This window comes from Bacteroidota bacterium (assembly GCA_040388375.1).
Taxonomy (GTDB): Bacteria; Bacteroidota; Bacteroidia; order UKL13-3; family UKL13-3; genus JAAFJM01.
Window position 1 is genome coordinate 432546 of record JAZKBU010000003.1, and the last position, 13854, is coordinate 446399.

At 35.8% G+C, this 13854-nt stretch carries 14 protein-coding genes; 6 read left to right on the forward strand and 8 right to left on the reverse strand.

Going from position 1 to position 13854, the window contains the following annotated elements:
* The first annotated feature begins 45 nt into the window (after nucleotides 1-45).
* The gene (locus tag V4538_04790) at nucleotides 46-1515 is read left to right on the forward strand and encodes a phospholipase (GenBank protein ID MES2380335.1); all 1470 of its coding nucleotides are present in this window, start codon (nucleotides 46-48) and stop codon (nucleotides 1513-1515) included.
* Between the two features lie 210 nt (nucleotides 1516-1725).
* Nucleotides 1726-2193 (forward strand): hypothetical protein, encoded by a 468-nt coding sequence (locus V4538_04795; GenBank protein ID MES2380336.1) that lies wholly within the window; start codon nucleotides 1726-1728, stop codon nucleotides 2191-2193.
* 178 nt (nucleotides 2194-2371) lie between these two features.
* On the opposite strand, the gene V4538_04800 is transcribed toward V4538_04795, so the two are convergent.
* The 5 genes from V4538_04800 to V4538_04820 all read right to left on the reverse strand — a co-directional run bounded on the left by V4538_04800 (nucleotide 2372) and on the right by V4538_04820 (nucleotide 5981).
* A complete protein-coding gene (locus tag V4538_04800; protein ID MES2380337.1) occupies nucleotides 2372-2929 on the reverse strand; it encodes a dihydrofolate reductase family protein in 558 nt (185 codons plus the stop codon).
* 568 nt (nucleotides 2930-3497) lie between these two features.
* Nucleotides 3498-4133 carry a hypothetical protein gene (locus V4538_04805; protein ID MES2380338.1) on the reverse strand — a complete coding sequence of 212 codons (636 nt, stop codon included), beginning with the start codon at nucleotides 4131-4133 and terminating at the stop codon, nucleotides 3498-3500.
* A 347-nt stretch (nucleotides 4134-4480) separates the two neighbouring features.
* Nucleotides 4481-5017: a hypothetical protein gene (locus V4538_04810; protein ID MES2380339.1), complete on the reverse strand. Its 537-nt coding sequence runs from the start codon at nucleotides 5015-5017 to the stop codon at nucleotides 4481-4483.
* Nucleotides 5018-5075: 58 nt separating this feature from the next.
* Nucleotides 5076-5534 carry a 2-dehydro-3-deoxyphosphooctonate aldolase gene (locus tag V4538_04815; GenBank protein MES2380340.1) on the reverse strand — a complete coding sequence of 153 codons (459 nt, stop codon included), beginning with the start codon at nucleotides 5532-5534 and terminating at the stop codon, nucleotides 5076-5078.
* A gap of 87 nt (nucleotides 5535-5621) precedes the next feature.
* Nucleotides 5622-5981, reverse strand: coding sequence for a cupin domain-containing protein (locus V4538_04820; protein MES2380341.1), 360 nt, complete (start codon nucleotides 5979-5981; stop codon nucleotides 5622-5624).
* A gap of 127 nt (nucleotides 5982-6108) precedes the next feature.
* Between V4538_04820 and V4538_04825 the strand changes: the two genes are divergently transcribed.
* The gene (locus tag V4538_04825) at nucleotides 6109-6813 is read left to right on the forward strand and encodes a thioredoxin domain-containing protein (GenBank protein MES2380342.1); all 705 of its coding nucleotides are present in this window, start codon (nucleotides 6109-6111) and stop codon (nucleotides 6811-6813) included.
* Nucleotides 6814-6875: 62 nt separating this feature from the next.
* Complete coding sequence (locus V4538_04830) at nucleotides 6876-7787, forward strand: diphthine--ammonia ligase (GenBank protein ID MES2380343.1); 912 nt, start codon at nucleotides 6876-6878, stop codon at nucleotides 7785-7787.
* 12 nt (nucleotides 7788-7799) lie between these two features.
* On the opposite strand, the gene V4538_04835 is transcribed toward V4538_04830, so the two are convergent.
* Nucleotides 7800-9272, reverse strand: a complete 1473-nt coding sequence (locus V4538_04835; protein ID MES2380344.1) for an LPP20 family lipoprotein — start codon at nucleotides 9270-9272, stop codon at nucleotides 7800-7802.
* Nucleotides 9273-9287: 15 nt separating this feature from the next.
* Nucleotides 9288-9881 (reverse strand): hypothetical protein, encoded by a 594-nt coding sequence (locus V4538_04840; protein ID MES2380345.1) that lies wholly within the window; start codon nucleotides 9879-9881, stop codon nucleotides 9288-9290.
* 193 nt (nucleotides 9882-10074) lie between these two features.
* On the opposite strand from V4538_04840, the gene V4538_04845 reads away from it, so the two are divergent.
* Complete coding sequence (locus tag V4538_04845) at nucleotides 10075-11031, forward strand: alpha/beta fold hydrolase (GenBank protein MES2380346.1); 957 nt, start codon at nucleotides 10075-10077, stop codon at nucleotides 11029-11031.
* An 11-nt stretch (nucleotides 11032-11042) separates the two neighbouring features.
* Here V4538_04845 and V4538_04850 read toward each other — a convergent pair whose 3' ends face one another.
* Nucleotides 11043-12275 (reverse strand): ABC transporter permease, encoded by a 1233-nt coding sequence (locus tag V4538_04850; protein MES2380347.1) that lies wholly within the window; start codon nucleotides 12273-12275, stop codon nucleotides 11043-11045.
* A 160-nt stretch (nucleotides 12276-12435) separates the two neighbouring features.
* Here V4538_04850 and V4538_04855 point away from each other — a divergent pair, with 160 nt between their 5' ends.
* The gene (locus V4538_04855; GenBank protein MES2380348.1) at nucleotides 12436-13854 is read left to right on the forward strand and encodes a DUF4403 family protein; all 1419 of its coding nucleotides are present in this window, start codon (nucleotides 12436-12438) and stop codon (nucleotides 13852-13854) included.

Below are 13854 nucleotides of genomic sequence, written 5' to 3' on the forward strand. Positions count from 1 at the left end.
AATATAAAACAATTCCGCGCAGGCGGTATTAAAAACAGAAATACAATGGCAACAACAATTCTATTTATTCATGGCTGGAGTGTAACCAATATAGACACTTATGGCGATTTACCATTAAGACTTCAGGCAGAAGCACAAAAAAACAATATAGATATTAAAGTAGAAGAGATATTTCTTGGCCGTTATATCAGCTTTCATGACGAAGTTAGTTTGCAGGATATTTCACGCGCATTTGAATATGCCATTAATGAAAAACTGAGTGTTAAGCAAGAACGATATGTATGTATTACCCACTCAACAGGAGCTCCTGTATTAAGAGACTGGTGGCAAAGATACAATACAGACCGTATTCCACCCGTAAGTCATCTTATTATGCTTGCTCCCGCTAATTTTGGTTCAGCTTTAGCCATATTAGGAAAAGGCAAGTTAAGCCGTATAAAAGCTTGGTTTGATGATGTAGAACCCGGACAAAAAGTATTAGATTGGTTGGAGCTGGGCAGCATGCAGGCATGGGAGCTTAATAAGAAATGGATTATGAGTGATGGTGCTCAAATAAGCAATAATGGCGTTTTCCCTTTTGTGGTAACAGGCCAATCAATAGATAGAAAGTTTTATGATAATTTGAACAGCTATACCGGTGAATTAGGATCAGATGGTGTGGTGCGTACATCAAGTACAAGCTTAAATTCAACCTACATAAAAGTAACACAAGACATAACCGTTGATGCAGCAAAAAAATATGCTTTGTCATCCGAATTAAAAATACAAGAATACAAAGAATCGCCCTCAGCACCTTTACGAGTAGTTAAAGGTAAATCACATTCAGGTGATGAAATGGGTATTATGAAAAGCGTAAAAAAAGGCACAGATGATGTGAAGAGCGCTGAAACAGTAAATGCCATTTTTGATTGTATAAAAGTGAAGAACAATGATGATTACAATAAGCTCGTTGAAAAATTTAAAACAGAAACAGATGTAGTACAAAAAGACGAACTGATAGAAGAAGTAAAAGGTATTTTCAAAACAACACGTACGTTTATTCATAACCGTTATTCACAGGTAATATTCAGAGTAACCGATTCAGAAGGACACCCCGTAACCGATTTTGATTTGCTTTTAACAGCAGGCAACAACAATCCAAATCATTTACCTGCAGGGTTTGCTGCCGACCGTCAGCGAAACAGTAATAACCCCGAAATGATTACCTATTATTTCAATTACGATGTATTGAAGAACGGTTCACAGGAAACAAATTTTAAAGATAAAATCACCAAGTTAGGATTACAAATTAACCCAAGGCCACTGGAAGGTTTTGTTCGTTTTGTGCCTTGCCAGATAACAGCCAATGATGAATTACTCGATAAGGTATTTAAGCCTAATAGTACAACACTCATAGATATAGTACTGCATAGAGTGGTGAGCAATGAAGTGTTCCGTTTTGAAGCAACCAATCCGCAAAAAAATGCAATGGATTTCAGAAAAACCGATTGGAAAAACAAGAATATCATTAAATAGAAATTACCCGTAGAGACGTTGCACGCAACGTCTTTATATTTTACATTGTTAAACTATTTGTCCGTGGTTGGCGTCCTTACCAACCACGTTTTATAGATATTATTTTTTATTTAACAAACCCAAAAGCCTATGCCAGCCATTTACGAAGCGTATGCCATTTACGCAGAATGTACCGGTTCCGACCTCGGAACCGAAGAGATGAAAGAGAATATGCCCAACCGCATCTTCAACAAAGTAGAAGCATTTTCAGGCAATGCAATCCATATTCCCAAAGAATTCAAGGGCGAACGGATTTGTTTGCAGCGTGGAGTATATCGCGTAAATGGCCTTTCATTCCTCACCATGCTCAGTGCAGGTGTTCCACCCGTGCCACCCGTTCCCGTAAGTCCCCTTATCGATGTATATCCCGGCTATTGCATATTGTATGATGCCAATAATCCACCAACACTCAATAACATGACAGGAGCTTTATGCGTAGGAACCATGGGCACAGCTTACGATGGTACACCCAGTATTTTCGATTGCGTGTTAGAAGTAAAAGATAAGCCACTCGAAATTTCACTCGGGCATCAATGCTCGTATAACAATCCGCAAGCACCGTACCCTAAAGTTTACCTGCGAATTGGTGGGTCCGACTATCACGTTTGTGCACGTATAGCTATTTTTAAAATTGCGTAACCGCAATTACCTGTAGAGACGTTGCATTGCAACGTCTTTTTTGTTAAAATAGAAAGAATCTGTACTACTAATATTGTCCGCTCCCGATAGCTATCGGGAAGTGTCTCCCGACCAACCGCTACTATTCAACCTATAAAAGTAATTATTTGTAGAGATGTTGCATGCAACGCCTCTACGGTTATTTTACCGTTTCATAGTAAAGTATTACCGGTCCCGAATCAAATGTTTTAGTATGTAAAAACTTAAGGCTAACACTGTCAGTTATGTTTTTAAATAATGGCAAGCCCTTACCTAAAATAACGGGCTGTATGCAAAGCTGGTATTCATCAACTAAGCCCAGTTCCGTTAAAGCCACTATTAAACTCGGGCTGCCGGCACAAATGTTTTTACCAGCCTGTTGCTTAAGCGCTAAAATTTCCTCTTTAATAATTTCTCTTTTCAATGTTGAGTTTTTCCAGTCAACCCGTTCAAGCGTGCGCGAAAAAACAAATTTATCAATATTGTCTATAAGCACCGCAAAGTCATCCGTAGCTTTGTTACCCGTAGGTTCCTTTACTATCGTTGGCCAATAACTTTCCATTAATTGATAAGTTTTCCTTCCGTATAAAAGAACATCAGCATTCCGGAGTAGCTCATTATAATGTTCATGTATCTCATCATCTACAATCATTCCATCGGCATCGTGGTTGCAAAACCCGTCCAGAGTCATATTAATGGCTGCAATTATTTTTCTCATATAGCTGGTTCATTTTTAAGTTCACCATTTTCATTTTTTTTACAAATCCCGCAATACTCAGCTTCATTATATTCATTGCCACACCACTTACATCCGCGAGGGTTTCTTAACCCAAACGAAGAGATAATAAAATAGCCGATTAAAGGAGTAGTTATTACACATATAAAAAGGGCCACAAAGAAATTGATTCTACGTTTTTTACTCTCTTGCCAACACATTAAAATAGCAAGGAGAAAAAACACAATTAATATTATAGTCAATAGCATAGTTTCTTGTTTTTGGTATTACGGATAATTGATAAGTTATACAATAATATGTAGTTTTTACTTTTGTTACAATAGCTCGTAAATTGTCTTGTGTCCGTGGTTGGTGTCCCTCACCAACCACAAATAAACGCCTGTTATTAATCTCAAACAAATGCTTCCTAACCTCAAACAAATTGCTTCAAGGGTCAAACAAATACTTTATGGTGAATAAAACAAAGTGTACTAAAAAAGGTGCAAACAGAACATCTATTACCAATTAGCCATTGCAGGCGTCCTCGCCTGCATGGATAGAAAAACATTTTTCATCGATCAAACTTTTTGAAGTTGTTTTTCCAGTATGTTTCGATAAATACCCATTTATCATCTTGTTTTGAAATATGCTTTAAATAAGAAAGACGCTCAACTAATTTCTTTTCTCCATTATTTGAATCACTTACTTTATATATTTCTATCACTTGTGGAGTAGCTTTTGTTTCAAAGTCGCAACCTTGTCCATAAAGGTAACCGTAATTTACCAATTTATAATTGTCAATTTTACTTAAATAACTTTCCCAATTCAAGTCTCCACATCCAGCCCTGTTATAAGAGTAATAAAAAGGCGTACTCTTTATTTTTTGTATATCAAGGTCACAATGCTCAATGAGTTTAAATGTTCTAAGTTCCTTGTCAAATAGATAATTGTCACATTCATTTGGAGTATTACCAACTACAAAAACGCGAATGTCTTTGTAACCATCTTCATCAATGTCTAAAAACGAAGCTTCATGGTAATAGTTTGCAGGTTTTACTATTGTATCGCCTTGTATAGAAAATAAACAATAGAATTTATCGTCCTTTAAAATCTGAACATATTGGTAGTTATTAATTCTTAAAGTATCTCGTCTTTGAATATCACTTTTAATAGGTGATTGATTATTGACACTAGTTTTATCATTCACACTTGAGTTACAAGCGGTCAAGATGAGAAGTAATAGTATGCTTAATCGAGTTGTCATAAAATTATCAGCAATGTTTCCTAAACAGTTTTAGTTGCGAGTTGCAAAACGAAAGTCCGTAACTAAGATAAAAATAAATGCAAAATTTAATGATGAATTTAAGTACTATGATAGCAATTGTATAAGTTTGTTATTTCCGCAATTGCAGGCGAGGACGCCTGCATCGGCTACAAAACTTTCATTGTTATTTGTCAACCTTTGGCAATAGTTTGCCCATATTTTTCCAAGATTTGAGTTTACATGAATATGAGTTTCAACTTTTGTCAAATGCTTATTACCAATTAATATTTCTATTCTTTCGAGTACAAAATGCCCCATTGGCCATATTTCATTTCTTTCTCAAAAATTTCACCCGGCTTATATTCTCGATAAACCTCTAAATGTATGTTGTCATTGTCATAAGGATTGCTAATATCAATATAATGTCTTAATCTTCCATTTTTTGTCACCTCTGGTCTGTATTTAATTATTGTTTGCCTAATTATAACTAATTGTGATTTGCCAAAACTATTTGTTGTTATGATTAATGAAAAAAACATTCCACAAAATATTATTGAACTATAACATATCATTATTATTATAGAAAAAATGTCTCTTGCTTTTTCCTTCAATTTAGATTGTGTTAAATAACTATCAAGTGGTTTTACTTTTTTGAAGTAAAATCTTGGTCCAAATAAACAGAGACAAATGAAAGTAGGCCCAAGAAAATATTTTGCAGTTATTTTCAAGGCTTTTTCTGTTTCAAAATATTTAATGGCAAAAAATGGATAGCTAATTACAATTGCAGATAAAATAAGAAAAACAATTACTTTAACCTTCCAATGCATAATTTTTTACTATTTTTATTAGAATAGTTACAGCTATTGTCTCTATTTATTTTAATAATTACTTCTTCTTAGCTGTTAATCCAACAGGTATCTTTAGGTCACCCTTATCATACATATTTATAAAAATAGTAACAGTGTCTTTAGAGCCTATCCAAGTTACTCTATATTTATCTAACAAGCCCATATTATCAAAAAGTCCATTAGGTGTTTTAAACGGACAACAACTTCCGGCTCTAAAGTATTTTGATTCCTCGCCATTGGGTCCCAATAAAGCATTTAAAAACTTCCTTTCATTGCTAGGCCCACCACCTTCACCACCTACTTTAATTGGATTTAATTTATCGAACCCATAAGATTTATCCTCACTTATTTCAGTCAGTAAAAATGTATTCTCATTTATAAACTCTACTGGCTTGGTTCTGGTGTCTCCTTGCCCAACGGAGGAAGTAGCTGAGTTCTTTTTCGAAGCACATCCAACCAAGATAGTTAATCCAATAATTATTAATATTTTATTCATCAGCATATTATTTTGTTCAAATTATAGACAATAATATAATATTTTTACTTCTCTCACAATGATTAGAAAAAAGCAAGGAATTCACAACTATATTCTATCCAAACTCTCCTTCGTCAACTCACCTTTTGTATTGCCCGTATTTAAAGTAGTATTCGGTTCAAACAATAAAACAGAAACTTCCTCCTTCGCTACAGGCCGGTGCTCCACACCTCTGGGCACTACCAAAAATTCATTTTCGTTAAGCGTAACTTTCTTATTACGAAACTCCATCACAAAGCTGCCTTTAACCACCAAAAACATTTCATCCTCCTGCTCATGTTGGTGCCATACAAATTCACCTTTAAACTTAACCAGCTTCACATGTTGCCCGTTCAACTCCGCCACAATACGCGGGTTCCAGTAATCAGTAAACAAAGCCAGCTTTTCGGCAATATTAATTTTATCCATTTTCAATTTTATTGTGAGGGCAAATTATGCAATACATTTTAAATAATATTGGCCGGCATACCAAAGAAATATTGTAGCACAATATTGCAGGATAATAATTAATTTGCAGCCACATTTAAACACAACAATGATCAGAACATATTTATTCATAGTACTCAGCATTTTATTAGGTGCTTGCTCAAACGGACAAAACAATACATCGCTAACCGCTACTGCATTCAGCGAGAAAATAAAACAATCAAACCAAGCCATTATAGTAGATGTAAGAACCCCGGGCGAATATGCCGAAGGCCATATTGCTAATGCCCATAATATAGATTACAACGGAGCCGATTTTGATAAGCAAATAGCTGCACTTGATACAAGCAAAGAATACATGGTATATTGTTTAAGTGGAGGCAGAAGCTCATCAGCAGCCAATAAAATGCGTAAGGCAGGTTTTACCAAAGTATATGAGTTGCAAGGAGGCATGATGAAATGGAGAGCCGCTAAGCTGCCCGAAGTAAGCACCACTCCCCAGATAAACACAAGCGGTTTAACCAAACAACAATTTGAGCAATTACTCAATACCAATAAAATAGTATTGGTCGATTTTTACGCAGACTGGTGTGCACCATGCAGAAAAATAAAACCATATATAGAAGAAATTGCCAAAGAAATGAAAGACAAAGTAGAGGTAATTACAATCAATGCAGACGACAATAAAGCCTTGTTAGACCAATTGCAAATAGACGAATTACCTACCTTACAAATATACCGCAACAAAAAAGCAACCTGGACCAATATAGGTTTAACTACGAAAGAAGAAATAGTAAAAGCTTTAAATAAATAAAAGAATTTTAAAAAAACATCAGTTAACTAAACTGGTGTTTTTTTATGCAGTAAAATGAAGACATGGAAAAAATAAAAGCCATATTTTGTTGGAGCGGGGGTAAAGATAGCGCTATGGCTTTGTATACCATTTTGCAGGAAAACAAATACGAAGTAAAGTATTTGCTAACCACCATAAACGGACAAAACCACCGCATAGCTATGCATGGCGTAAAAGAAGCTTTGCTTGATGCGCAGGCACAAGCCATAGGTATACCACAATTAAAAGTATACACATACGAAGCCACCAACGATGCCTATGAAAAAGCCATGGAACAAACCCTACTGCAAGCAAAAGCCGAAGGCATACAGCATGTTATTTTTGGCGATATATTTTTAGAAGACCTGCGTACCTATCGCGAAAACAATTTAGCCAAAGTACAAATGCAAGCCGTGTTTCCCTTATGGAAACAAGACACCACATACCTTGTCAATAAATTTATAGATACCGGTTTTAAAACAATTACCTGTTGCATTAACGATGCCTGTTTAACAGCCGAACATGTAGGTCAGCTAATTACCCACGACTACATCAATCAACTACCTGTCGGAGTTGACCCTTGCGGTGAAAATGGCGAATTCCATACCTTTTGTTTTGATGGCCCCATATTTAACCAAGCCATTCCTATAGAAGCAGAACAAAAAATATACATGCCATTAACCCTTCCTGTCAATACCGATAACGATGTTTGCAATACAGAAATAAAAACCAAAGGATTTTGGTACAACGAATTAAGTTTAATAGACCCAAGCAATACCCAATACAAAAAGTGTCCCCATTGCTTCACCTATTTTAAATGTAAGGTTGATGATATAAGCCAATGCCAGTGCAGTACCGTAAAGCTAAATGCCAACCAACTTAATTATATAGCTAGTAAATATACCGATTGTTTGTGTGCTAACTGTATGCAACAGTTAGCCGCTGAAGCAAACTAAAGCTATTAAAGCTTAGCGTTCTTTTAATAAAAGCTCATCCAAAAAAGTGGGGTAGTCCTGTTGCCAAAACTGGTTTAGCATATTGTTATAAGCATCCTTACTCGCATTTTCAGGCGTTAATTGAAAACCCCTAACACCTTTGATGGCATCCTTATAAATCTCCGCATTGTTCTTTACATCAACAATACTTATTTCCATATTTATTTCAGCCTGCAACATTTTGCCCCACATAACCCCTAAGTCAGTAGTGTTGGCATTTATTTTTACTTCGTAGTCAGCCTCTTTTAAAGTGCCTACAAAATTACAGCCACTCTCCACCAATTTACGTTTTAGCTGAGGCTCCATAATATTAAACTCAATCCTCTTACCCAATATTAATTCAGTACTATTTGTAAAAACCTTTACAGGTTCCACTAATAACCTGATAATGGCACTCGGTGCATCAATACTCAGTAAAATATTTTTAAGCGAGTTATTTAAACTATCCGTTTTTATAATGCTTGCTATATCAACCGAAACCTTTATTTGCTGAATAGGGTCCTTATTAATTACACGAGCAATAGCCATCGTAGCATCGCCCAACTGATCAGTTTCAGTATTGCCACCATAACTTACATTACCCTTTTCAGCAATCAAAGTCAAAGGCATATATGGTACAACAGTATTATTGCTGCGTACTTTTACCGAAGCTTTAAAAGTATTCTTAATAGGCTTTCCCACTTTACCTTTTAATTCAATAATATCCGTTTTAACCTGAAGCTTGTATAATTGGTCTTGCAATTCATTAATAATTTCATTCACCAAAAAAACCTTTTTGTTATTGTAAACAGTGGCAATATCCTCGTTCAAATAACTTTGCAAAGCACCAAGCGCCTTTACACGCAAACGTACTATCTGCATAAAATTATCATTTACCGTAAGCCTGTCAGCACGCTCCAAATAATCCAACGACTGATTAATGGCAGCCTGCAGTTTTCTTCTTTTAGCCGCTTCATATTCCTCTTTCGATAAGCGATAGTAAATCCAGAAATCACTTTTGTTCTCCCAGCTGTCCACCACCTCAAAACCCTCCACCATAGCCTGTGCATTTACCTTCGTATCGTTGGCAAATATTTGGCTAAAATTACTGTTGTTCTGGTATTGCGATAAAATAGAATTGGTTGAAACCACTACCTTTATCTCCCCAATCAAATCATTCAAAGCATTCTTTTTAGCTATTTGTTGGTAATCCATTGGGTTCAACGATTTATTTACATAACCCACGCCAACATAATACAGGCTGTTCACAGGCCTTTGTTGTACCCAGTCAGGCTGTGCATTCCGGTCCTTTCTGTTAACTCCGTTTTTGGTAGTGCCGCAGGCACCAAACCCAATTAACAGTAAAGCTAAATAATATGTAAATAAGTGTTTCAAAGTATTTTGTTGTAATAAAAAGGCTGCATCAAAAGTATTAATTAAATAACCTTTTGAGGCAGCCCGTATCAAATTTTCAGATTAGAATTAGTTACCTCTTTCTTTGGCTAACTTATCCATTTCAGAGTTAAAAGTATCTTCAAATTTTTTCTTGTCGTAGTCTTGGTTCAATTTAGCATTGTTAGTAATACCTTTTTGCAAGCCGTTCAATACATCTTGTTTGTTAGCTTCAATAGCAACCCAATAAGTATAAGCACCGTTTTGCTCCTTAAAAGCTTTCTCGCCAATAATCTTAATATCGCTCAACTCTTGGTTAGTAACCTCGCGGGCTAACTCTTCAAACTTATTGTTAAACTCAACTTTGTTATCAATATTACGTTGTTGCGTATATTGGTCCGTAACCTTTTTAACAGTAGTATTAATTAAGCTGGCCATTTGCGATTTTGCATTTTGCAAAGCAATTTTCTTGGCAGTTTGTAAATCAGGGCTTGCACCACTTGAAGTAGAGCGGAAGTTTTCTTTATCGCTAAAAAACTCCTTACTGCTAAAAGGTAACGAAAGTTCAACAGCACCTGTGCTTTTCTCAATAGAAGTTACTCCTTTTTTTGATTTACATGAAGGTAAAATAAGGGCTAATGCCACAGCAGCAACGCCTATTGATTTAATCATTGTGGTTTTCATAATAATAATTTTATTGTTCGAAAATAATTGTTGTTTCGGTATTTACAAACCCTGTGCCAAAACAAATTAATATTAAGTTACCTTTTGCAAATAGTTAGGTAATTATTAGTTAAATGGTTGAGCATAATTATGTATGGAGGTGCCGGATTAAATAATAGATTTGTACTCCGTTTCACCGTTAAACAACTCTAACATGCCTTATTTAATAAGTAGTTTTAAAGGAAATAAATATTTTGCCAATAGGCACTTTGAAACTATTTACCCCGCTTTATTTAGAAAAACAAACGTGGCTTATAAACGGGAGCGTTTAGAATTAAACGATGGTGATTTTTTAGATTTAGACTGGAAAAGAAACAACCACGATAAGCTGCTCATACTGTTCCATGGTTTAGAAGGCAGCTCCCAATCAAGTTATATAAAAGGCTTTGCAGAATACTTCTCCAACAGAGGATACGATATTTGTGCCGTTAACTTCAGAAGCTGTAGCGGTGAGAACAACCGTTTGCTAAGCACCTACCACGGTGGCAAATCAGTCGATGTAACACACGTATTAAAACACATAGAACAACAGTACAATTATTCCCAATACATTATGGGTGGCTTTAGCTTGGGCGGTAATGTATTGCTTAAATACCTGGGCGAACAAGCCGAAAACATCAATACAAAAATAAAAAGAGCCTTTGCCTTTTCAGTACCCGTTGATATGGTAGGCTGTGCCATTACCATGAGCAAAACATCAAACAAAGTATATATGCAAAGGTTTTTAAACTCGCTCAATAAAAAGATGGTGTTTAAAGCCAAACAGTTTCCCAATCAAATTAGTACCGACCAAATAAAACATATTAAAACATTTTATGAGTGGGACAATGCCTATACCGCTAAATTGAATGGATTTGACAGTGCACACGAATATTACAAACAATCAAGCTCGTTACAGTTTTTACCGGCCATTACCATTCCTACCTTGCTGGTAAATGCCATGAACGATCCTTTTCTTTCAGAAACTTGTTATCCGGTTGATATAGCTAAACAAAGTGATTATTTGTTTTTAGAAACACCACCCAAAGGAGGGCATGTGGGTTTTGCATTAAGTCATGCAACTGGTGCTTATTATAGTGAGAAAAGAGCTTTTGAATTTGTATCGGTGTAAAGCGATACTTCTTATTCAAAGCGGAGTGCTTCAATCGGGTCAAGCTGACCCGCTTTTTTTGCAGGATAATAACCCGAGGCAATACCCACAATAAAACACAAAGTTAAACCCAGCAATATCCAAGCCCACGGAACAACAAAGCCCCCACCAATAAACGAGGTAACAATATTACCAACAATAATACCCAATATAATACCGCCAATGCCACCCATCTGGCAAATAACCAAAGCTTCAATTAAAAACTGTTTGCGAATAGTACTTTGCGTAGCCCCTAACGATTTACGAATACCAATTTCGCGCGTACGTTCCGTAACCGAAACCAGCATAATATTCATTAAACCAATAGCAGCACCCAATAACGTAATAAAGCCAATAACCGTAGCGGCTATAGTTATAAAACTAAGCTGACTAATAACCTTGTTGGCTACATTATCAGCTTTCATTATTTCAAAATTATTTTCCTCCGTAGCTTTTAGCCTGCGCACCCTTCTAAACACACTCACCGCCTCATCAACCGCAAATTCCATATTGGTAACATTAGAAACAGCTACCGTTACTACCGCACTCATTACCCTATCAGTAAATACCTGGTAAGCATTATTAATAGGTACAAGCACCATCCTGTCGCCACCAAAACCCATCGAAGAGCCTTTCTCTTTCAGTACGCCAATTACCCTGTATTTGGCTCCGCCAATGGCAATCATTTCGCCTAAAGGTATTTTGGTTTTAAAAAGTTTATCCTTTACATCTTTACCAATAATACAAACATTGGCAGCCGAAGCAACATCCTGTTTCGAAAAATTACGACCAATACTTAATTCATAGGCGGCTACCTGTAAATAATTTTCATCGCCACCCAGTACCATAATATTAGGCTCCGTTTTAAAGCTTTCATACTTAACAGTGGAAGCAAAACTGGCATTTACCGAAGTTGAGAAAACACAGGGAAATTGAAAAAACTCAGCAAACTTCTCTGCTTCCTGTTGCGTAATGGTTTTATATTTTTTCTGCGGCTTTCCATTCACACCAAACCGCACATTATTACCCCTGTTCTTAATGGTAAACGTATTAGCCCCTATATTGTTAAAGCTTTTATTAATGCTTATTTTCATGCCATCAATAGCCGTTAATATGCCAACCAATGCCATAATACCAATAGAAATAATAAGGGCAGTAATAACAGCCCTTGTTTTATTGGCACTGATAGAGGTAAAAGCAATTTTTATATTTTCGGTTAATGTCATGCGCTTATAAAAACAACATAAAGTGCGATGCAAAATAAGAGTAAGTTGTCAATTCGCATATGTTTTTATTTAAAAGGAAAAAACAGTTATCAATAGGCATAAAACAAAAAAACGGCATAATTTTTATAATGTAAACAATGCAAAATATATTGCGCCCACTATGAGAAAGTTTTATTTCGTTGTTGCCTGCTTTTTAGTGTTTATAATCCATGCCTGTAAAACAAAAATAATTACAGCACCCAAACCACCCGCTGTAAGTATAGTAGTGCCACCCAAGCCAACCTCTATTATTGGTTTACCTATTCATATTAATACAGCCGGTATCGCTTCATCCATCAATAAAAAATTTACTATAGAGTTATATAAAGACGATAAGTTTGACGACAACGGCAACGATAATTTAAAACTAACCGTACTCAAAAGAACCGATTTTATTGTAAATACAGCCAACGATGGATTGACCATTACCGCACCATTGCATATAGATTTTGTATACAATATAAAAGTATTCGGTGGTTTCGAAAAACCAATCAGCCAATCCCTCAACCTAACCGTTATTTTTAATACCACACCCTCCATTGACAGAGATTGGAATTTAAATTTAAACAGCAAAGGTAAAATCTATTGGGACGATTTACCCGTTATCAATTTGGGTATTACCAAACTCGATTTACCACAATTGTTTGGTGCCATTATTCAGGGCCAGGTAAATAAAATGGCCAGTAAAATAGACCAAGAAGTTCCCAAATCAGTTCCACTCAAAAAAATGGTAGGCGATACCTGGAAAAGTTTGGCAGAACCCACTTTGTTAGATACAGCATATAATGCTTGGTTAGTATTAAAACCTAAAAACATATTTATTACACCCATTACCTATACCGAGCAGGAAATGCAAATTAAGCTAGGCATAGCAAGTATTATAGAAGTAGTTTCTGGTTATAAACCCACCAACGATTCATTTAATTTAGCCTTGCCACCTTTAAGGCAAGCCAATCAGTTAAATGATGAGGTGAAGATAAACCTGGCAGCCACCATTGCCTTTGACCAGATAAACGCAAGCATAAATAAACAGTTTACTGCTAAGCCAATGGTGCTCGAATCAAACGAGTATAAAATAAATATTAAAGAAGCCAAAGCCTTTGCATACGGCACCAAAATAATGATAGCAATAGATTTAGAAGGCAAGGTGCAAAAAGGGAAAATGGGTAAAGGCATTAAAGGAATAGTGTACGTTACCGGTATTCCATCCTATAACCCAATCAATAAATCAATAGAAATAAAGCAGTTTGATTTTGATATAAAAACCCGTGATATATTGGTAAAAAGCGCCTCTTGGTTAGTAAACTCCAAAAAATTCAGGGAGAACATAGAGAAGCAAATGGTATTCTCCATTGCCGACCAGTTAGCCGAAGCTAAGAAAGTAGCCAACGAAGCAGTTAATAAAAAATGGATTGATATGATAGATATAAACGGTACCATCAAAAATATAGAACCATCAACTATTTATATTACACCCAATGCACTCAACATAAATATAATTACCGAAGGTAATTTAAAAGTAATCATGAATGGCTTTTAA